Source organism: Nocardia uniformis NBRC 13702 (assembly GCF_001613345.1).
Classification (GTDB): domain Bacteria; phylum Actinomycetota; class Actinomycetes; order Mycobacteriales; family Mycobacteriaceae; genus Nocardia; species Nocardia uniformis.
Genome location: NZ_BDCE01000041.1, coordinates 1 through 19,908, shown reverse-complemented (window position 1 = coordinate 19,908; position 19,908 = coordinate 1). Strand labels below are relative to the sequence as shown.

Below are 19,908 nucleotides of genomic sequence, written 5' to 3'. Positions count from 1 at the left end.
AACGATCGCTGTGCCACGGTATTTCCGCCCCCGCATAAGGTGTGGGGATGACGAGCAACCCGTTCTTCGAGCGCAGCACGCTGCCGTATGAACTCCCGGCATTCGCGGAGATCGGCGATGAGCACTACCTGCCCGCGTTCGAGCGCGGGATGGTGGAACAGTTGGGTGAGATCGCCGCCATCACCGCGAGCGAGGAGCCGCCGACATTCGGCAATACGATTGTGGCGCTGGAGTCCTCGGGTGCGTTGTTGACCCGGGTGTCGAACGTTTTCTTCAATATCGCCGGGTCGGACTCCAATGCGCGCACCGAAGCGATCGAGGCGGAGATCTCCCCGCGGCTCGCCGCGCATCGCGATGCCATCCATCTCGATCCCGAACTCTTCGGACGGGTCGAATCACTGTACGAGCGGCGCGCGGACCTCGGCCTCGAGGGCGAGCAGGCGCGGCTGCTGGAGCAGTACTACCTTCGGTTCGTTCGGGCCGGTGCGCGACTCGATGCCGCACAGCAGGAGCGGTTGCGGGAGCTGAATGCCCAATTGGCGTCGGCGGCAACGGAATTCGGGCAGAACAATCTGGCGGCGACCAATGCGGCCACGCTGGTGCTCGACAGTGCCGAGGAGGTGGCGGGGCTCGCGGCGGCGGCGGTGGCCGCCGCGGCCGAGAACGCGCGGTCGCTCGGGCACGACGGCAAGTGGGCGTTGAGCCTGCAGAACGTCTCGAATCAGCCCGTGCTCGCCGAATTGGCCGACCGGGAGGTGCGGCGGCGGATGCTGGCGGTGTCGCTGGGGCGCGGATTCGGTGACACGGGGCGCAATGGACCGCTCGCCGCCCGGATCGCGGCGCTGCGCGCGGAACGAGCGGCATTGCTCGGCTATCCGGACCATGCGTCGTATGCCGTCGAGGACCAGACCGCGAAAACCGCACCGGCGGTGGAGGAGATGCTCGGGCGGCTGGTCGCGCCCGCGGTGGCCAATGCGGAGCGCGAGGCCGACGAACTCGCGGTGGCAATGCGAGCGGACGCGACCGGCACGGCCGAACTTCGATCCTGGGATTGGCAGTTCTGGTCGGAAAGGGTCCGGGCCGAACGGTTCTCGGTGGATGCCGAGGCGCTGCGGCCCTACCTCGAGCTCGAGCGGGTGCTGTGGGACGGGGTGTTCTTCGCTGCCGGGCAGGTCTACGGAATCACCGTCCGTGAGCGCGACGATCTGATCGGATACCACCCCGAGGTGCGGGTTTTCGAGGTATTCGATGCCGACGGCGCTGCGCTGGGACTGTTCCTCGGCGACTTCTTCACCCGGCCCTCGAAGCGCGGCGGGGCCTGGATGAACGAATTGGTCAGCCAATCACGGCTATTGGGGCAGCGGCCGGTGGTGGTCAACAACCTCAATATCGTGAAGCCGCCCGAAGGTGAACCGGCACTGCTCACCTGGGATAACGTCCGGACGCTGTTCCACGAGTTCGGGCATGCGCTGCACGGGCTGTTCTCCGACGTGACCTACCCGTTCTTCGCGGGCACCGAGGTGCCCCGCGACTTCGTCGAATTCCCGTCACAGGTGAACGAGATGTGGATGGCCCGGCCCGAGATCCTGGCCAACTACGCCAAGCACATCGACACCGGCGAGCAGATCCCGGCCGCACTGGTCGAGCGCCTGGCCGCGGCCGAACGTTTCGGCGAGGGCTTCCGTACCGTCGAGTACCTCGCCGCCGCGCTGCTGGACTGGGCCTGGCACCGCATCCCCGGGGCTGAGGCGACCGCGGACGTGGACGCCGAGGAGTTCGAGGCGGACGCACTCAGCAAGGCGGGCCTCGCACTGGCAGCGATCCCACCGCGCTACCGAACCGGTTATTTCGCCCACATCTTCGCGGGCGGGTACGCGGCGGGCTACTACTCCTATATCTGGAGCGAAGTGCTGGACGCCGACACCGTGCAGTGGTTCTCCGACAGTGCCGCACCGATCCGCGACAAGGGGGAAGCGTTCCGCCGCGAACTGCTCGCCCGCGGCGGTTCGGTGGACCCACTCGAGGCCTTCGAATCCTTCCGGGGACGCGCACCCGAGATCGAGCCGCTATTGATTCGGCGAGGACTGACCGCATAGCGCGCTCCCCGCGGTTCCGAGCGATGAATTTCGCCGTCGCGCGGAGTCTCCACCGGTATCACCACGATCCGAGGAGGAAGTATGCTGCCCGATCCTATTGGAGCCAAGGACCTCAATATCTACGGTGATGCCGAGTTGCCGTGGAGCCGAGTGCGGAAGGCCGTCGAGATCGGGATCGGCCTTCCCGAAACGCCACAGTTCCTGGGGACGGTCGGCTCCGATGGCCGTCCCCATTCCACCGGAATCGGCGCGATGGCCCACAACGGTTTTCTCTACGTCACCAGCGGTCCCGCCACACGTAAGTCTCGCAATCTGGCTGCCAACCCCGCCTGCACGCTCTCCTTCCGCTTCCCGGATGTCGATGTCGTCTTCGAAGGTCATGCCCACCGCACCACCGACACCGGCGAGATCGACGCCGTAACCGCCCTGTACCGGCAGTTCGGTTGGCCCGCAGAACGATCCGGTGATGCGATCAATGCCCCGTACAGCGCGCAGAGCGCGGGACCGGGGCCCTGGTATCTCTACCGCGTCACAATCCACACCGCGACCGGGGTTGCGCTGGTCGAACCGCATGGTGCCACCCATTGGCGCTTCACGTAGCCCAGTTCAGCTGAGCAGCTGTCGATGTTGTCGGCGGAGAAAGGGAATGAGGTGGTCGCCGACGGCCTCGGGATCGTCGGCGAACGGCCAGTGACCGAGTCCGGGGCAGGAAATGAATGCGCGCGTCGGGCCAGATCTGGGCTTGGTCGTGGGCGTAGCGGGGGAGGATCTTCGACCACGAAGCGACTCAGGCGGTTCGCCGCGGCGGGCGCAGCGCGATGACGAACCCCACGGCAGCCGCGATCGAGGTCAGCACGCGGACGTGGTTCCACCGGACCCACTGGGCGAACAACTCGTCCCATCGCGCCGCCGATTCCGTCGCCGCCGGGTCGAGCGCATCTATCGACGCGCTGAGAGGAACGTTGCCCGCCCCCGTGATCGCGACCGAGGCGAGCAGGAACGCGATGGCCGCGGCGAGAATCCACGGCACGAACGGACTCGTCCGTCGCATGAGCGCCCGAACAATGAGGACGACGCACAGCACGGCGGTGACATACATCATCAGCATGAGCGGTGGGGTGACCGCGCTGCGGTTGAAGGCCTGCATGGCGGAAATGCCCTGCGCGGCAGGCAGTTCACGCAGGCCCGGCATAACGACGAAGGAGAAGTCGAAGAACACTCCGGCATTGATCGCCGTGGCGACCGCGGCGGCCGACGTCAGCCAACGGTCCGGCGTTCCCATCCGACTGTCTTGCCGGGTAGGCACCGGCTGCGAGCCCATCGCGTTCATGATCGGCACCCCCCGTCGTCGACCGCAAGCTCCGAGTCGCTGGTAGCTGTCTTCCAATCGTTCGTATTCGGCATCACGCAAGCACATCAGCCGACTGCTCGTTCCGCCATGTCTGAGAGGCGCGACACCATGCGACGTCGTCCAATGTCGACGTATAGCCCGGCACGTCGGTTGCTCCCGCGACCAGGCCGACCACCGTTCATGCCGTCAACTCGCGGTGAAAGCACTGGCCAGGAGTGTATTTCGAAGTTTCCGGACCGGAGGAATCGCCCCGTGGCTCATCGGTGGTACCTGTTGTCTCTACTGATCGGAAGTCCGGCTGACACCGAGCACGGTGACCGAACTACGCTTGGCGACTGGGTTCATCCGCGGGTTACGGCGTGGAAGTTGCTGGCGCGCAGGCCATTGTCGACGTCGGCGTATGTGTATCGAAAGGGCGGCTTGTGCTGCGAATAGTCATCGGCGGTGTGGTGTTCGCCCTGGTTCACTGGCTGCTCTACTGGCGTTTCATCCGGGCCACGGGAGTGCGCGGACCCGCGAAAGTGGTTGGAGCGGTGGTCCTCGGGGTCCTGTGGCTCGCTATCGTCGTCGCGCTCGGCGCGGGTAGCTCGTATTCCCAGGAACCGATCCGGCCGGTCGTCTGGCTCGGCCTGACGTGGTCCGCCGCGATGTTCTACCTGCTGCTGGGCCTGCTCGTGATCGGCCTGGTGCTGCTGATCGCGCGGATCGCGAGGTTCCCGCATCGCACGCGACTACTTCAAGGCATGTCGGCGGTGCTGGTCGTGGCAGCCGTCGGGACGGTCGCCTACGGCGTGTACGAGGCGGACAATCCGCGGGTGGTGGCAGTCGAATTGCGTTCGCCGAAGCTGCCCGCCGAACTCGATGGCATTCGCGTCGCGGTGGTCGCCGATATTCACGTCGGCGCGGCGCGTGGTGCGGCCTTCACTCAGCGGGTCGTCGACCTGGTCAACGATCAGCGGCCCGACCTCATAGTGCTGCCCGGGGACCTGATCGACGGCTCGGTCGAACTCGTCGGACCGGATATCGCCCCGATCGCGGGGCTCACGTCGAAGTACGGCACGTTCGCGGTGGCCGGTAACCACGAGGGCTATGTCGATGGCGTCGCCGACTGGATGGACTACTGGGAGACGCTGGGACTGCGGACATTACGTAACCAGCGCGCTGAGATCGAGATCAACGGCGCGACCTTGGCGATAGCGGGCGTGTACGACTATGCCGCCTCGGACCCGTATGGCCCCGATCTCGATGCGGCCATGGCCGGACACCGATCCGATCGATTCATCATGCTCCTCGCGCACCAGCCCCGGCAGGCCCCCGACTCGGCCGCCCACGGCGTCGACCTGCAGGTGTCCGGCCACACCCACGGCGGCCAGATCTGGCCGCTGACCCATGTCGTGGGCCGGGTCAACGGCACGGTAGCCGGACTCGATCGCGTGGGAGATATGCGGCTCTACACCACGCGCGGTGTCGGCGCGTGGGGTCCGCCGGTCCGAGTCGGCGCGCCCCCGGACATCTCGATCCTCACGCTCCGGCGCGGTTGATTTCGATCATGGGTTGAGACACGAGATACGCGGCCGCAGCGCCACGCTCGGCAATCCTGTTCCCGAATATGGCATTAGGCCCGGCGTAACGCCGGGCCTAATGCCGTTCATGGATCTGTGGACGACCTCTCGCTAGACCGCCGAGTCGGCCGCGGGCTCCGTCGGTCGATCAGCTGCTCCGGTGCCGGTCACGGCGGGCGCCGCACTTCCCTTGCTCGACACGGTGAAAACCGCGATCACACACGGGATCGCGACGGCGAAGCAGGCCAGTACGAACCAGAGATTCCCGATGGGATCGCCATTGGGAGTCGAACCGTCTACGGCGTCGAAGTAGTCGGGGAGGGAAGTGGCCCAGAGGACCGCGAAGACGAGCAGGTAGATCGCGCTGTAGATCCGGACGAAGTTGTTTATGTAGTGGGGAGCGTCCGAGGTGTCCTTGCGCAGCAACGCCCACTGGCGGATCAGGATCGGGATCGCGACGACGCAGATGATTACCAGTTCGGCCGCGTAGAGGACGGCCCGGACCGTGGTGCTGCCCATGCCGAAGACGGTGGCGGGGAGCGGGAGGATGAAGGTACCCAAGGAAGCCAGCAGGCCGATTACCACTGTGCGCCAGAGCAATTGGAGGCCATTGAAGTGCTGGCCCTGGTCGACGTGGCGGCCGACGAACCATTGGACACAGAAGGCCAGCGACATCGGCCACAGCGCGGCGAAGACGACCACGCTCGGCAGTGGGACCGAATCGAAGAAGGGCTGATTGATCGGGTTGTCGAGCGACCACTCCCACCAGCGCAATTGCGGGCCGAGATGGTCGAAGATCTCGTAGAAGGCGTGGTGCACGAAGCCGACACAGAGCGCGCCCAGGAATACGCCGTACTTTCGGAAAACACCCAGCATTCGGACGATTTCGAAGGCGATCGTGGCCATCAGCGGGTAGATCGCGATGATGTAGAGGGGGAGCCGGCCCCACATGAATTCCACGGTGAACACATTGTGCGCGAACATCGTGTCCACATGCTCTTCGATGCCGAAGGCCGCGGGGAAGTACAGCGGGGGTTCGATAATGAAGAGGTATGCGGTCGCGCCGAACCAGAGCACCAGGTTGGTGGGATCACCATTGCGGCGAAGTCGCACGATGGCGAGGATGAGGGCGAGTACCGAACCGACCACGATGGTGAGCTCGAGGACCGGCAGGGTCCAATTCTCCAGCGCCGCGGGGTTGCGGAGTTCGAAGAGACCTCCGGCTTCCTGACAGGTGAAACCGAGTTCGCTCGCGAGTTGTTCGAAGGTTGGTGTGCAGCGTTCGGACATCACTTCACCTCGGCGGTGGCATGGTTGTCGGCGGTGTACCAGCGCGTCACGTCGTAGCCCGCCTCATAGCGCCGGAACCACACATCGGCGAGCGCGGGCAGCTGCTCATTGGCGGGATTGTGTTTCGGCAGCTGGCTGCGAATGACGCCCCGCAATGCGATGAGCTGCTCGCCGAGCGGTAGCTCGTCGAACGCGCGCAGCATCGGCCCGCTGTTGTCGGGCCGCAGTCCCGGCAGCCACCGGCGCAGGTGCTGCTTATTGCGGTAGCTCGCGAACATGGCCATCGCGTCGACCTGCCGGGCTTCCAGTGGGACGTGCTTGTTGAAACCTTCGCAGGCGATCCTGATGACCTTCATGACGTGTTTGAAGATCGAGGGGGCCATCTTCATGCGGTACAGATCGCTGCCGACGACGGAATCGAAGATCATGAGCGCGGAACTGCGATGCTCGACCTCCTCGACGAAATGCCAGATGAACAGCGATGCCACCCGGTCGTCGCCGGGCCGGAACAGCGCCGATTCATTGTCGAGCATCAGTTTGAACACCGAGGTGAAGGTCGCCTCGAGGTCGGCGGTGTAGGCGAGCCGGTAGTCCAGTGAGGTGTCGCGGGTGAGCCGGTCGAATTCGCCGATCACTTCGTCGAGGGTTTCCTCGAGTCCGGGATACTCCTTGATCAGGCCCCTGACGTGCGCGCGGTGCGCGGTGGAGTGTTGCCCCTCCTGCCGCATGAACGCGACGGCCTCCTCGGCGATCGCGGCGTCGGTAATGACCGGCTTGGCCTGCATGATCATCTTCACGATCATTTTCTCGAAGCCGATGGCCAGGAACGACACCGCGTTGGCCATGCTCGAGAAGGCCGGGTTCTGCTCGTTCCACAGGAACGGCACTGCGTAATCCTCGAACGCGAAAGTCAACTTCCGCACAATCAGATCCGTCATCGTCGGCGATACCTCATCTTTCGTACGCGGGCTGGGCTGGTGGCGCCACGTGGGTGTTTCGAGTCAACATATACGCCAACATACACATGACGTCTAGTGTGTATGATAACAATCGACGGGCTCGTTCCGAATGCCCACGACCAGCGGCGGGAGACCCCTTGATAACGTTGGGCCGTGGCACGTAGACGCGGATGGGGCGGCAGTCCGCCGGATAACGATGACGAGGCTGCTCGTCGAATCGTGGCTGCCGCAGTCGAATTGATCGGCCGAACCGGTTCGGAGATCAGCATCGCCGATGTGGCGGAATCACTCGGCGTCATCCGTCAGACGGTGTACCGGTATTTCCCGAGTGCGGATGCGCTGATGCGCGCCTCGGCGATCGCGTCCGTGGACGGATTTCTCGATCGATTGACACAGCAGGTCCGCGGTATGGAAGACCCGGCCGAAGCGATGACCGAGGCCGTGGTCTACACGCTGACCGAGGTGCGTCGAACTCCGCACCTGGGCATTCTGCTCTCGGCGAGCTATTCGAACATCGATCCCGGCGGCATTACGTCGCAGGAGGCGCAAGCCTTCGGTATGACCATGATCAGGCGGTTCGATGTCGACTGGGAGCGCTACGGGTACGACGACGCGGCGCTGCGGGAGCTCGTGGAATACGTGCTGCGCACAATGCAGTCGTTCTTCCTCTCCCCGGGTAATCCGCCGCGTGGTGACGATGAGCTACGGCGGTATCTGCGCCGCTGGATGGGGACCGCCATCATGGCGCAGGCGGTATCTCCCCACCCCGCGTAGCCTGCACCGTCAAAGATCGGTAGCCGCGTCGATGCGGCCGGAATCTATGGCGGCCAGCAGAGTTTCGTAGTCCATCTCGGTCTGATCGGCATAGGCGAGGGCGAATTCGCCGATGGCGCGGTCGAAGGTGTCGCCGGTGCCGAGATAGGCGGCGATGGCGACGCGGTCACCGGAGCGGGCGTGCCCGCGCGCGAGCGTATGCCCGCACAGGGCCGCGTATTGGCGGAGTTGGGTGCGCGACATGTCCTCGATGGTGACCGAGCCCTTCATATCCCGCAGCTGCCGCCAGTAGAAGAAGTTGCCTTCGGGTCCGGTGGCCCAGCCGAGGAAGATATCGGCGGCGGCCTGGGTGAGGCGTTGGCCGTGCACGACGCGGTGGCCCTGGTGCCGGAATATGCTGGCGCGCAAGTGTTGTGCGAGCACCGATTCCTCGGCCTGCTTGACTTGCAGGAAGAGTGGATCGCCGGTGGTGCGGCCGGTCAGCAGGACGATGAAGCAGCGGGTTCCCACACTGCCCACACCGACAACCTTCATGGCGACGTCGCGCACCTGATAGCGGTCCAGGAGGACTCGGCGTTCTTCCGGGAGGCTGTTGCGATAGTTGGACAGGACTGAATCGAGGTCCGCCCGTTGATGTTCCGGAACCGGCAGCAGGAGCGGTGGGTCCTGTCGGATACACGGGGTGCCGTCGGGGCCGGGTTCGGTGAGTTTGTCGAGGGCTTGCAGGCTGGTCCGGGAACGCGCCTTGGTCAGCACCTTGTCGGTGAGTTTGCGGTCCTTCGGACTGATCAGGTCCGAAACCTTCTCGGCGTCGACCATTTCGTACCAGACCTCGGTCTCACCGAGACCCGCGAGGCGATGCATGGCCTCCCGGTAGGCGGTGGCCGCGGCGGCGGCCGTATCGACGGCGTCCGCGTCGCCGCACCCATTGGCTCGCGCGGCAACGGCGATGCTGGCGGCGAGCCGCTTCACATCCCATTCGAACGGCCCCGGCAGTGTTTCGTCGAAATCATTGAGATCGAATACCAGCGCGCGTTCCGGGGAGGCGAACAGCCCGAAATTCGACAGATGCGCATCCCCACACAACTGCACGGTCAATCCGGTATTCGGCCCAGCAGCCAAATCGGCCGCCATAATCGCGGGCGCGCCCCGATAGAACGGAAACCGCCCCGCCGCCATCCGCGCATACCGAATCCGCACCAACTCCGGCACCCGAGTGCGAGCCTGCTGCTCCAGCACCGCGATGGGATCGACCCGGTCATTCCCGGGTTCCCACCGCCCCAACGCCGACCGCTGCACCCGCTTGCGCGCGGCCCGCCCGGCCTCCACTGCCAAAACCTCATCAACCTCCGCTACGGCATCAGGCATAACCCCGAACTCTATCCGCCGAACCCCCCACCCCCGCGCGCGACATACGTCCGCTCACTTCGCACCCTGTCTCGGTGCTTGGCACCCCGTGTAAGGGGTGTTGAGTACCAACAAGGGGTGTCAAGTCGAAGTCGGTATTCGACCGCTACCCGGAAATAGTTGAGTCGCTTGTGTTTCCGTGTTGTTCGTCAGCGCACTGTCAGCGTGTTGTCAGCGGTGACCGGCATCGTCTTTTCCAGGGCCAGCGTGGGCCCTCCGAAAGGGAGGACAACCTGCGGTAATGCGGAAAGGGCGACGAACATGACGAAGAACCTGAGTGCGGATGCCAACGGTAACCGGAAGGCCGAGGAGGGAGTCGCGCAGTCGCGAGGCCGAGTCCTGGATTCGCAGCATTGGCAGGGGCGGCTCGATGAGCTGCGCGCCGCCCACCACGTGCCGGGTGCGGCCCTGGCCTTGGTGGTCGACGATCAGATTCATGAATTCGCCTCGGGCGTCCTGCATATGGGTACCGGGGTGGAGGCGACTGCCGATTCGGTGTTCCAGCTCGGCTCGGTGGCCAAGATCTATACGGCCACCCTGATCATGCGGTTGGTCGACACCGGTGAACTCGATCTGGATGCCACGGTGTCCGATATCCTGCCCGGCTTCGCCGTCGCTGATGCCGAAGCCGGCAAGATGATCACGGTCAGACAGCTGCTCACCCATACCAGCGGCCTCAGTGGCGATTTCCACTATGACAGCGGCCGTGGCGACGACTGTCTTGCCCGCTACGTCGAGGCCTGCACAGACCTGAAGCTGGACTGCCCCAACGGTTCCGGGCTCTCCTACAGCGGCAGCGGCTACATCATTCTGGGCCGCATTGCCGAAGTGATCACCGGTCTGACTTGGGACCAGGCCCTGCGCGAGCGCGTCTTGACCCCGCTCGGCCTCGAACACACCATGACACTGCCGGAGGAGGCACTGCGTTTTCGCGTGGCAATGAGCCACCTCGGCGGAGCGGGGGCCTATCCCGAGCCAGCGCCGGTGTGGGACTTCCAATCCCGCGCTGCCGCTCCAGCTGCCCGTGTCCTGGCCACCGTGGGCGATCTCGCCCGGTTCGCCCGTACGCACCTTCGCGGCGGCGAGGAGAACCTGTCACCGCAGACCGTCGCGGCGATGCAACAGCGTGCGGTCGACAGCCCCGACAAGTGGACCATCAGCGCCGACGGCTGGGGCCTGGGCTGGACTCTGTACGACTGGAACGGCACCCCTGGCTACGGCCACGATGGTTCAGCTGTCGGCCAGTTCTCCTATTTGCGCGTCGTACCCGGGGCAGGCGTCGCGATCGCGCTGCTGACCAATGGCGGGTCCACCCGGCAGCTCTACAACGACCTGTTCGGGGAACTGCTGGCAGAGTTGGCCGAGGTGCGGATGCCCGAGCCGTTCGGCCCGGCCGCACAACCGCCCGTGGTCGACTGGACGCCGCTGATCGGCACCTACCGCCGCGAAGGGGTGAAACTCACCGTCACCGAGGGGCGGCTGCTGTACGAGTTCGTCGATGGTATGGCGGGCATCTCTCCGGCCCTGGATGTCGAGCTGGCTCCTGTCACCGCCGCGGTATTCGCGGGCAGTGGTGCCGGACCGTCCTTCAATGACGACTACATGCCTGTCGTCTTCTCGACGCTGAGCGACGGCACCGCATGTGTCTACGTCGGGATGCGCGCCACCCCGAAAATCGCCTGATACCGATGTCTCGGATTCGAGCGGGATACGGCGTCAGTCGCCCGGCCAACTCCAGTCGGCGACCGCCGGGATGTCGGCACCGTGTTCGCGGGTCCACAGGCGGGCGGTCCAGCGGGCATCGACCATTTCCTGCCGCAGGCCCGCGGCGCGCTCGCGCAGGGTCGGCACCCGGTCGATGACGTCCATGACCAGGTGGTAGCGGTCCAGGTCATTGAGCATGACCATATCGAAAGGCGTTGTGGTGGTGCCTTTCTCCTTGTATCCGCGGACATGAAGTTCGCTGTGGTTGGTGCGGCGGTAGGTGAGCCGGTGCACCAACCAGGGATAGCCGTGGAAGGCGAAGATGACCGGGCGGTCGCGGGTGAAGAGGGTGTCGAATTCGCTATCCGGCAAACCGTGCGGGTGTTCGGTATCGGGGAGCAGCCGCATCAGGTCGACGACATTGACCACGCGAACCTTCAACTCGGGTAGCCGATCTCGCAGTATGGCCGCCGCGTCCGGAACCGACAGCCACGATTCCTGCGGTTGTTTACCCGCCACAACGACATTCACATAGTGCCGTGAACGTAGGCAGTGGTCGTAGGTCGAGAGCAGGGTATTGGCGTCCGGGGGCAGATAGACCCGCACGACCTCGGGGCTCTTGTTCAGCACGACATCGAGGAATCCGGGATCCTGATGGGTGAAACCATTGTGGTCCTGCCGCCAGACATGGGAGGACAGTAGGTAGTTCAGGCTGGGGATGGGGCGCCGCCAGGAGACCTTCGCACTGGCGTCGAGCCATTTGGCGTGCTGGTTGAACATGGCGTCGACAATGTGGATGAACGCTTCGTAGCAGGTGAATACGCCGTGCCTGCCGGTCAGCAGGTAGCCCTCCAGCAGGCCCTGGCACATATGCTCGGAGAGCACCTCGATCACCCGGCCGCCGCGGTCGAGGTCCACATCGAATTCGCCGATTTCGGCCTGCCAGTCGCGGCCGGTGACCTCGAGAATGTCCTGGAGGCGATTGCTGGCCAGTTCATCGGGTGCGAAGGTGAGGAAATTGTCGGGGTTGTCGCGGGTGACCTCGCGCAGCCAGCCGCCGAGTACCCGGGTGGCCTCATGCTTCACCTGCCCCGGCGCGGGCACCTCGACCCCGCAATCGCGCCAGTCGGGCAGGCGCAGATCGCGAATCGCGCTGCCGCCGTTAGTGACCGGGTTCGCGCTCATGCGTCGGTCGCCGACCGGTGCCTGTTCGCGCAGCACGGGCACCGGCCGACCGGTCGCGTCGAACAGCTCGTCGGGACGGTAGGACCGCAGCCACTGTTCGAGCACCTCGCGATGGGCGTCGTCGGTGCGGGCGGCGGGCAGGGGCACCTGGTGGGCGCGGAAGGTGCCCTCCACCGGATTGCCGTCCACGATCGGCGGGCAGGTCCAGCCCTTCGGGGTGCGCAGCACGATCATCGGCCAGGTGGGCCGGGTGCCATTGCCGCCGTCGCGTGCGCTCCGCTGGATCCGGGCGATCTGGTCGAGGCAGTCGTCGGTGGCGGCGGCCATGGCCTGATGCACGGTCGCGGGATCCTTACCCGTGACCATGATCGGCTCGTAGCCGTACCCGCGCAGCAGCGATGCCAGCTCCGCCTCGGGAATCCGGGCCAGGATGGTGGGATTGGCGATCTTGTATTCATTGAGGGCCAGAATCGGGATCACCGCGCCGTCGCGGGCCGGACTGAGGAATTTATTGGCGTGCCAGCTGCCCGCCAGGGGGCCGGTTTCGGCTTCACCGTCGCCGATTACGCAGAATACGGTGAGATCCGGATGGTCGAGGGCCGCGCCGAAGGCGTGCAGCAGCGAATAGCCCAGTTCACCGCCCTCGTGGAAGGAACCGGGAGTCTCCGGCGCACAGTGGCTCGGTACACCGCCGGGGAAGGAGAACTGCGCGAACAGCGCGCCCATACCCTCCGCGTCCTGCGGAATATCGCTGTAGAGCTCGGAATAGGTGCCTTCGAGCCAGCCGCAGGCATTCGGCCCCGGCCCGCCGTGCCCCGGTCCGGCCACGAATACCGCATTGAGGTCGCGCTCTCGAATCGCCCGATTCGCGTGCGCCCAGATCAAATTCAGTCCCGGCACGGTGCCGAAATGGCCGAGCAGGCGCGGTTTGATGTGTTCGGGCCGGAGCGGTTCACGCAGCAGCGGATTGCTCATCAGATAGATCTGGCCGACGGAAAGATAGTTGGCGGCTCGCCACCACGCGTCCATTGTCGCGAGCTCATCCGGTGAGAGCGGTCCGGATACGGCCTCGAGTCGATAGGGCTCCGGTGCGATGGTCTTGCCGCCGCTGCTGTCGAGGTTGTCGGCCGAGGTGTCGCCCCCGGCGCCGGCCTGCTGGGTCATTCGCTGACACTCTCCTCACGTTCGGACATCGCCGGATGGAGAATTCAGCAGCCACTCTACCGACCGGGGCAGGTGGTCGGGGCGCTTCGAATGTCGGCACCTGGCCATACGATCGTGAGCATGGAGGTTCTCGGCGCGTGCCCGCTCGACTGTCCGGACGCCTGCTCGTGGGTGGTGACCGTGCGCGATGGCGTGGCGGTGCGGTTGCGGGGAAACAAGGAGCATCCGGTGACCCGGGGCGCGTTGTGCGTGAAGGTGAATCGGTATCTGGAGCAGGTGGATTCGCCGGAGCGGATTCGCTATCCGATGCGGCGGGTAGGGCGCAAGGGTGAGGGCAGGTTCGAGCGGATCAGCTGGGATGAGGCACTCGAGGAGATCTCGCAGCGGCTGACCGGGGTTATTGCCGAGCACGGTGGTGAGGCGATCTGGCCGTTCCACGGGACCGGCAGCCTCGGATACCTGCAGGGGCAGGAGGGCTACGCCGGGCGGCGATTCTTCAATGTGCTCGGGGCCAGTCTGCACAAGGTGACCATCTGCTCGATCGCGGGTAACGCGGGGCTGAAATACACCCTCGGCACCTCGGGCGGGATGGACCCGGAGGATTTCGCCAAGTCGCGGCTGATTCTGCTGTGGGGCACCAATCCGATGACCTCCGGCCATCACCTGTGGAAATTCATTCAGGACAGCGGGGCCTATACGGTCTCGATCGATCCGGTGCGCACCAAGACCTCCGATCGCTGCGACGAACACCTCGCGCCGCTACCCGGCACCGATGCGGCGCTCGCGCTGGGGCTGCTCAATGTCATTGTGTCGATGGGTGCCGAGGATCTGGCATACCTTGCCGAGCACACCGTGGGCTGGCCCGAATTCCGCGAGCGCATAGCGGAATACACCCCGGAGCGGGTCGCCGAGATCACCGGGCTGCCGGTCGAACGGATTGTCGCGCTGGGGGAGCGGATCGCCCGCACCCGACCCACCGCGATTCGCGCCTCGCAGGGTATGCAGCGGCACGCCGGTGGCGGTATGGCGCTGCGGGTGCTGGCCTGCCTGCCGGGTGTGACCGGTGACTGGGCGATTCCCGGTGGGGGACTGCACTATTCGACCAGCGGACACTTCCGTCTCGACAACGCGGAGCTGCTGCGGATGGACCTGCTGCCGCAGCCGGTGCGCACCCTGTCGATGACGCGGATGGGCGAGGCGCTCTTGGCGACCGATGACCCGCCGGTCAAGGCGCTGTTCGTCATTGCCGCCAATCCGGTCGGCTCGAATCCGGATCAGGCGAGGGTCATCGAGGGGCTCGCGCGCGAGGATCTGTTCACCGTGGTGATGGAGCACTTTGCGACCGATACCGTCGACTACGCCGATATCGTGCTCCCCGCCACCATGCAGCCCGAGCATCTCGATGTCCTCGCCGGGTACGGCCATCTGTACCTGGTGTGGAACGACCCCGCTGTCGCGCCGCCCGGCGAATGCCTGTCCACCACCGAGACCTTCCGCCGACTCGCCCGCCACATGGGCCTGACCGAACCGGCCCTGTACGACTCCGACGAGGAGCTCGCCAATCAACTGCTGAAGGGCCACGACCTCGACCGTCTCCGGTCGGAGGGATTCCTGAAGGTCGATCCGCAGCCCGTTCCCTCCGGCAAACTGCAATTCGTCTCCGAGCGGGCGGAGCGGGCCGGACACGAACCACTGCCGTCCTACACCCCACCCGCGGACCCCGGCGACGGCCTCGTCCTGATCTCGGCGGCCTCCCACTACTTCCTCAACAGCACCTTCGGCGCCAATCCCGAATTGCGCCGCCGAGCCGGTGATTCCCGCATCACCATCCACCCCGATGACGCGACTGCACTCGATCTCGCGGATGGCACACCTGTACTTGTCTCCAATGAGCGCGGATCCTTCGAAGCTGTCGCCGAGGTCTCCGATCGGGTGCGCCCGGGCGTCGCGGCCACCACCAAAGGCCGCTGGGTGAAGTTCAACAAGGGTGCCACCGTCAACGCCACCATTGCCGAACGCGATGCGGATTACGACGGCGGGGCGGTCTTCCACGACAACCGGGTGCGGATCACGGTGCGGTAGCCCATCGCGCCGGAATTTCAATGGACAGGCGGGGTACTCCGGTGTCGAGGGGGTCTTCGTGTCGAGAGGAGAGCATGATGCTCACCGCGTTCCACCTACTCCGCCGTGTCACCCTGCTGTTCGGCCTGGCCGCAGTACTCGCCGTCAGCGCGTGCACGTCGTCGAACGACGGCGAGTCGACCGGTACCCCATTGGTCGGCGACCTCATCAATGTGCACGGTAACCGCTTCGATATGCCGCCGACCGTGGAGCCGGGCGCGACGATCACCATCCGCAATAAGGATGACGTCGCACATTCGGTGACCGCCGAGCTCTCCGTCTTCTTCGACACCGAAGTCCGCGGCGGTGAAACGGTTACCTTCACCGCTCCCTCGTCACCGGGTTCCTACCCCCTGCACTGCCGGTATCACCCCGCCATGCGGGCCACCCTGGTTGTCGCGTGGGAAAGGACCGGCGGCAACGCGGCGGCGCGGTGATAGCGCCCGGCGCGCGGCACTACATCGCCCCGGCTCCGCCGAACCGACAAATCCGCAGGTCGGGCGGCCGGGTGCGGAGGGTCATGGCGTGGTTCGGTCGGTTGCGGCATAAATCGGCCGTCTCGGTGCCTTGTACAGATGGCTCGATCGCGTATTCCGATTACCGAAAGGCAGCGCCGCATGCCCACCGCTCTATCGATTCTCGACTTGGCGTCCATTGCGCGCGGACAGACCGCACGCGACAGTTTCGATAACAGTGTGGCGTTGGCGCGCGCCGCGGAACGCAGTGGCTATCGGCGGGTGTGGTACGCGGAGCATCACAATATGAAGTCGATCGCCTCCAGTGCCACGAGTGTGCTCATCGGGTACGTGGCGGCGCATACCGAGACCATTCGGCTCGGTGCGGGCGGAATTATGCTGCCCAATCATTCGCCGCTGGTGATCGCCGAACAGTTCGGCACGCTGGAGACCCTGTACCCCGGGCGAATCGACCTCGGGCTGGGGCGGGCGCCGGGCAGCGATCAGAAGACCATGTACGCGCTGCGCCGTGATCCGGCTTCCGCGGATTCCTTCCCGCGCGATGTACTCGAACTACAGGGATACCTGACCGGAAATTCGCAGGTGCCGGGCGTGAACGCGGTGCCGCGCGCCGAAACCGCTGTGCCGCTCTACATTCTGGGTTCGTCACTGTTCGGAGCCCAACTCGCCGCGCACCTGGGGCTGCCCTACGCGTTCGCGTCGCATTTCGCGCCGGACGCGCTGCACGAGGCGGTCGCTGTCTATCGCGACACCTTCCAGCCGTCGCAACAGCTTGCCGAGCCCTATGTCATGGCGGGTGTCAATGTTTTCGCGGCCGAGGACCACGACGACGCTGTCGAACAAAAAGCGGTTGCCTACCGTGCTCGTGCCCGGGCCATGATCGCGCGCGGACCGGCGAGCGCCGACTTCTCCGATGCGGAGATCGACGCCTTCCTCGCCTCCCCCAACGGCCATCAACTCGCCTCGATGACGAAGTACACCGCCGTCGGCACACCGGCCGAAATCCGGTCGTACCTGGACGATTTCGCGGCCGGTATTCACGCCGACGAGCTCATTACCGCCCATCACGCGACCCGGATCGACGACCGAGTTCGATCGGTCGAGCTCACCGGGACCGCGATGGTTGCCGCCGCGGAGCCGGTCGCGAACTAGCGCCGACCCCTCGGCCTATTCGGCCGGTTGGAACAGTTCGACGAAGTTGCCCGCCGGGTCGATGACCAGGATCTGTTGTCCGCCAGGGCCTTCGACGATGTCATTGCGGAAGGGCACGCCCGCCGCGCGCAATCGCTCGATCTCCGCGGCGATATCGTCGACGATCAGGTGAATGCGATTCCAGCCGCCGGGCTGCGGGATTTCCCCGTCCGGCATGGGGCGGGCCGCGGAGCTCTTCGGCCCGGCCAGTAGCAGGCGCAGCGGACCGCGACTCACAAAGGCGACAGCGGGGCTGAAGTCCTGGCCGAGGGTGAAGCCGAGCTGTTCGGTGTAGAACTCGATCGCGGCGCTGACGTCGTCGACGAGGTAACGGACGGTGGCCACCTCAGTTACGTTGTTGGACATGATCGTTCCTCCTGTCGGTGGTTAGGGGTGTGAGCAGCGTCAATAGCTGCCGGTTGCGGATATCGAGTTCTGCCGCAATGCGGCGGAACTCGGGGTAGCTGTCACCGGAAGCCGCCGGATCGGGCAGGCTCCAGTGCGCCGTTTCGGCGGATCCGTGATCGCGCGGGACCTCACGGACTTTGTCGCACAGCGTGATCACGTAATCGAAGCGGCGGTCGACGACGGCGGACAGCGGTGTCGTGCGGTGACCGCTGAGGTCGATGTCGTAGTCCTCGCGCATGACGCGCACCGCATTCGGATGCAGCGCGGATTTGGGGTGGCTGCCCGCACTGGCCGCCTCGACTCGGCCGCCACTGCGGTGTCGCAGCAGCGCCGCCGCCATGGGTGAACGGGCGCTGTTTCCGGTGCACAGAAACAACACCGCACCACCGGGCATACCGTAGGGTGGTGCGGCGGTGGGAGTCAGTGCCGGGTGCAGTGCCGAGGCGGCCTCGGCGAATGCCGTGCCACAGCGGGCGAGGTCGAGGTGGTAATAGCTATCGCGACCGTCGAAATTACTGCGCCGCACCGTAACCAGTCCGGCCGAGCGCAGCAGCCGCAAATGGTAGGAGACCAGGTTCTGCGGCTCACCCACCGTCGCGACCAGTTCCCGCACCCGCCGATCGCTGGCGGCCAGTTCGGTCAGCAGCGTCCAGCGCAGCGGGTGCGAAGCCATCCGCATGAGCAGTGGAACCGGGACCCGGTCGATCGCCATACCTCCGAAAATACATCAAATGAGTTTGATGTACTAGCGGTAACCAGGAGCCTTGACGTCTTCGGGGCACGTCCCGTCGCAGGGCGTCGACGGCGATTCGAGCCGCGCGCGCCATGGCCAGGTCGATATCGATGCGGCGGGTGCCCAGCTCCGATGACCCGGGTCTGCTCGAGGCCGAGTTCGGTGGCTAGCAATACGGGGGTGTCCCGGCCGATACGGTGGAGTAAGAGATCTGCGGCGCTGTTATCGCTGACCGACATGGCGAAGTACGACAGATCGCGGAGCGACATTTCGACATCATCGGCACAGCCCGCGGTGCCCCAGCCGCCGAGCCGGTCCGCGGCGCGCACCAGTACCCGCTCGGTGGGATCGATCTGGCCCGCCATGACCTGCCGACCGCACTCCAGCATGAGCAGGATCCTGAAGCTCGACGCGATCACCACCCGCTCATCGGCACCGATCGCGACCTTACGGCCATCGGCGATATCGAGCGCGTGCAGGGACTGCTCGAGGTCTGCCGCGCACAGGGGTTCGCTCCCCGCGCGGATACGGCATGCGCGCGATCCGGAATTCACGCTCGGATTGGTGATCCGCGTCCAGTCCGGTCGAGCCGGGTTCGGCTACGGCCGGTCTCACAGTGCGGAGCGAACCTTCGCAGCGAACTCGTAGTTCTGCGCCCAGTTCGGGCCGCTCGGGGCGAGGATGACGCGCTCGACGCCTACCGCCGCGAGGTCGGATAGTTGTTCGGCGGCCTGCTCGATAACCGCCGACAATGACGGTGCGACAACGGTGATCGCGGGCGTGGGCCGGTCGTATCGGGTGGCGAGTTCACGCAATTCGTCAGCGGCGGTGGTGAGTTGGTTGAGGCTGGGCGCAATGGTGATCCAGCCGTCACCGTGGGCGGCAGCACGATTCCGCGCTCGACTCCCGTCGCCCGCCACCAGGATGGGCGGCACGGTTGAGCCGGGAGCCAGCGTCACCTCGAGACCGCCCGCCACGGTGGTCGTCCGCCCGGCGACGAGATCGGGCAGCAGCCGCAGCGCCTCGTCCGTGCGGCGGCCACGCTCGGTGAATGACCTGTCGGCCGCGCGCCATCCGGTGTCGCCATGCGCCGGGTTCCCGGTACCAACGCCGACCAGCAGCCGATCCCCGGACACATACTGCAGCGTGCTGATCTGCTTTGCCGCCCACGCGGCCGGGCGCAGGGCCAACAGCATGACGCCGTATCCGATCCGGATGCGGTCGGTGACCGCCGCTGCTGTCGCCAGCGCGACAGTGCTGTCCAAGATCGGTGCGCTCGCGACGAGATGATCTGTGGCCCAGATCGATCCGAGATCCAGGTCCTCGGCGAGCCGTGCGCTGGCGCGAATATCGCCGAGGATCGGCTGCTCCGGATCGGGTGTGGAGGTCGGTAGGAATACGCCGATTTCGATGGTCATCGTTGTCCAATCAGTCTGTCGCCGAGTGTGATTGCTCCGACTCTAAGAGCCGCTGTACGGCGTTCCAAT

General features: G+C 65.6%; 17 protein-coding genes. 8 read left to right on the top strand and 9 right to left on the bottom strand.

What is annotated here, in order from left to right; all coding sequences use genetic code 11:
- Window positions 1-47 precede the first annotated feature (47 nt).
- On the top strand, window positions 48-2,096 hold the full coding sequence (locus NU1_RS11815; protein ID WP_067520398.1) for a M3 family metallopeptidase: 2,049 nt from the start codon (window positions 48-50) through the stop codon (window positions 2,094-2,096).
- An 81-nt stretch (window positions 2,097-2,177) separates the two neighbouring features.
- Window positions 2,178-2,696 carry a pyridoxamine 5'-phosphate oxidase family protein gene (locus tag NU1_RS11810; protein ID WP_067520295.1) on the top strand — a complete coding sequence of 173 codons (519 nt, stop codon included), beginning with the start codon at window positions 2,178-2,180 and terminating at the stop codon, window positions 2,694-2,696.
- A gap of 187 nt (window positions 2,697-2,883) precedes the next feature.
- Here NU1_RS11810 and NU1_RS11805 read toward each other — a convergent pair whose 3' ends face one another.
- Window positions 2,884-3,426 carry an anthrone oxygenase family protein gene (locus tag NU1_RS11805; protein ID WP_245720066.1) on the bottom strand — a complete coding sequence of 181 codons (543 nt, stop codon included), beginning with the start codon at window positions 3,424-3,426 and terminating at the stop codon, window positions 2,884-2,886.
- A gap of 380 nt (window positions 3,427-3,806) precedes the next feature.
- On the opposite strand from NU1_RS11805, the gene NU1_RS11800 reads away from it, so the two are divergent.
- Window positions 3,807-4,988 carry a metallophosphoesterase gene (locus tag NU1_RS11800; RefSeq protein WP_307643627.1) on the top strand — a complete coding sequence of 394 codons (1,182 nt, stop codon included), beginning with the start codon at window positions 3,807-3,809 and terminating at the stop codon, window positions 4,986-4,988.
- A 132-nt stretch (window positions 4,989-5,120) separates the two neighbouring features.
- Here the strand turns inward: NU1_RS11800 and NU1_RS11795 are convergent, their stop codons facing one another.
- A complete protein-coding gene (locus NU1_RS11795; RefSeq protein ID WP_067520289.1) occupies window positions 5,121-6,299 on the bottom strand; it encodes a hypothetical protein in 1,179 nt (392 codons plus the stop codon).
- Window positions 6,299-7,237, bottom strand: coding sequence for a metal-dependent hydrolase (locus NU1_RS11790; protein ID WP_067520287.1), 939 nt, complete (start codon window positions 7,235-7,237; stop codon window positions 6,299-6,301). Before NU1_RS11790 ends, NU1_RS11795 begins: the two co-directional genes overlap by 1 nt.
- A gap of 174 nt (window positions 7,238-7,411) precedes the next feature.
- Here NU1_RS11790 and NU1_RS11785 point away from each other — a divergent pair, with 174 nt between their 5' ends.
- The gene (locus tag NU1_RS11785; RefSeq protein ID WP_067520285.1) at window positions 7,412-8,032 is read left to right on the top strand and encodes a TetR/AcrR family transcriptional regulator; all 621 of its coding nucleotides are present in this window, start codon (window positions 7,412-7,414) and stop codon (window positions 8,030-8,032) included.
- A 9-nt stretch (window positions 8,033-8,041) separates the two neighbouring features.
- On the opposite strand, the gene NU1_RS11780 is transcribed toward NU1_RS11785, so the two are convergent.
- Window positions 8,042-9,400, bottom strand: coding sequence for a DUF2252 domain-containing protein (locus tag NU1_RS11780; protein ID WP_067520283.1), 1,359 nt, complete (start codon window positions 9,398-9,400; stop codon window positions 8,042-8,044).
- A 300-nt stretch (window positions 9,401-9,700) separates the two neighbouring features.
- Here NU1_RS11780 and NU1_RS11775 point away from each other — a divergent pair, with 300 nt between their 5' ends.
- Window positions 9,701-11,122, top strand: a complete 1,422-nt coding sequence (locus NU1_RS11775) for a serine hydrolase domain-containing protein (protein WP_067520281.1) — start codon at window positions 9,701-9,703, stop codon at window positions 11,120-11,122.
- A gap of 33 nt (window positions 11,123-11,155) precedes the next feature.
- Here NU1_RS11775 and NU1_RS11770 read toward each other — a convergent pair whose 3' ends face one another.
- Window positions 11,156-13,492, bottom strand: a complete 2,337-nt coding sequence (locus tag NU1_RS11770; protein WP_084521206.1) for a phosphoketolase family protein — start codon at window positions 13,490-13,492, stop codon at window positions 11,156-11,158.
- Between the two features lie 120 nt (window positions 13,493-13,612).
- On the opposite strand from NU1_RS11770, the gene NU1_RS11765 reads away from it, so the two are divergent.
- From NU1_RS11765 to NU1_RS11755, 3 genes are all read left to right on the top strand, one after another.
- Entirely contained in the window at window positions 13,613-15,574 is a 1,962-nt protein-coding gene (locus NU1_RS11765) for a molybdopterin-containing oxidoreductase family protein (RefSeq protein ID WP_067520279.1), read from the top strand.
- Between the two features lie 74 nt (window positions 15,575-15,648).
- Window positions 15,649-16,050, top strand: coding sequence for a cupredoxin domain-containing protein (locus NU1_RS11760; protein WP_169815043.1), 402 nt, complete (start codon window positions 15,649-15,651; stop codon window positions 16,048-16,050).
- Between the two features lie 180 nt (window positions 16,051-16,230).
- Window positions 16,231-17,241 carry an LLM class flavin-dependent oxidoreductase gene (locus NU1_RS11755; protein WP_067520278.1) on the top strand — a complete coding sequence of 337 codons (1,011 nt, stop codon included), beginning with the start codon at window positions 16,231-16,233 and terminating at the stop codon, window positions 17,239-17,241.
- Between the two features lie 15 nt (window positions 17,242-17,256).
- On the opposite strand, the gene NU1_RS11750 is transcribed toward NU1_RS11755, so the two are convergent.
- Genes NU1_RS11750 through NU1_RS11735 form a run of 4 tightly spaced genes read right to left on the bottom strand, consistent with a single transcriptional unit; the run spans window position 17,257 to window position 19,839 of the window.
- The gene (locus NU1_RS11750) at window positions 17,257-17,646 is read right to left on the bottom strand and encodes a VOC family protein (protein ID WP_067520276.1); all 390 of its coding nucleotides are present in this window, start codon (window positions 17,644-17,646) and stop codon (window positions 17,257-17,259) included.
- Window positions 17,627-18,400 (bottom strand): arsenate reductase/protein-tyrosine-phosphatase family protein, encoded by a 774-nt coding sequence (locus NU1_RS11745; protein WP_067520274.1) that lies wholly within the window; start codon window positions 18,398-18,400, stop codon window positions 17,627-17,629. The genes NU1_RS11750 and NU1_RS11745 overlap by 20 nt, the downstream gene beginning before the upstream one ends.
- Window positions 18,328-18,975: a serine hydrolase gene (locus NU1_RS40260; protein ID WP_281221102.1), complete on the bottom strand. Its 648-nt coding sequence runs from the start codon at window positions 18,973-18,975 to the stop codon at window positions 18,328-18,330. Before NU1_RS40260 ends, NU1_RS11745 begins: the two co-directional genes overlap by 73 nt.
- Window positions 18,976-19,032: 57 nt before the next feature.
- A complete protein-coding gene (locus NU1_RS11735; protein WP_067520272.1) occupies window positions 19,033-19,839 on the bottom strand; it encodes an LLM class flavin-dependent oxidoreductase in 807 nt (268 codons plus the stop codon).
- Window positions 19,840-19,908: the final 69 nt, after the last annotated feature.

Excerpts from the sequence above, each read along its gene's own strand:
- NU1_RS11750 (WP_067520276.1), bottom strand. The coding sequence starts at position 17,646 with ATGTCCAACAACGTAACTGAGGTGGCCACCGTCCGTTACCTCGTCGAC.
- NU1_RS11810 (WP_067520295.1), top strand. The coding sequence starts at position 2,178 with ATGCTGCCCGATCCTATTGGAGCCAAGGACCTCAATATCTACGGTGAT.
- NU1_RS11790 (WP_067520287.1), bottom strand. The coding sequence starts at position 7,237 with ATGACGGATCTGATTGTGCGGAAGTTGACTTTCGCGTTCGAGGATTAC.
- NU1_RS11755 (WP_067520278.1), top strand. The coding sequence starts at position 16,231 with ATGCCCACCGCTCTATCGATTCTCGACTTGGCGTCCATTGCGCGCGGA.
- NU1_RS11780 (WP_067520283.1), bottom strand. The coding sequence starts at position 9,400 with ATGCCTGATGCCGTAGCGGAGGTTGATGAGGTTTTGGCAGTGGAGGCC.
- NU1_RS11770 (WP_084521206.1), bottom strand. The coding sequence starts at position 13,492 with ATGACCCAGCAGGCCGGCGCCGGGGGCGACACCTCGGCCGACAACCTC.
- NU1_RS11745 (WP_067520274.1), bottom strand. The coding sequence starts at position 18,400 with ATGGCGATCGACCGGGTCCCGGTTCCACTGCTCATGCGGATGGCTTCG.
- NU1_RS11760 (WP_169815043.1), top strand. The coding sequence starts at position 15,649 with ATGATGCTCACCGCGTTCCACCTACTCCGCCGTGTCACCCTGCTGTTC.
- NU1_RS11805 (WP_245720066.1), bottom strand. The coding sequence starts at position 3,426 with ATGAACGCGATGGGCTCGCAGCCGGTGCCTACCCGGCAAGACAGTCGG.
- NU1_RS11795 (WP_067520289.1), bottom strand. The coding sequence starts at position 6,299 with ATGTCCGAACGCTGCACACCAACCTTCGAACAACTCGCGAGCGAACTC.
- NU1_RS11775 (WP_067520281.1), top strand. The coding sequence starts at position 9,701 with ATGACGAAGAACCTGAGTGCGGATGCCAACGGTAACCGGAAGGCCGAG.
- NU1_RS11735 (WP_067520272.1), bottom strand. The coding sequence starts at position 19,839 with ATGACCATCGAAATCGGCGTATTCCTACCGACCTCCACACCCGATCCG.
- NU1_RS11815 (WP_067520398.1), top strand. The coding sequence starts at position 48 with ATGACGAGCAACCCGTTCTTCGAGCGCAGCACGCTGCCGTATGAACTC.
- NU1_RS11765 (WP_067520279.1), top strand. The coding sequence starts at position 13,613 with ATGGAGGTTCTCGGCGCGTGCCCGCTCGACTGTCCGGACGCCTGCTCG.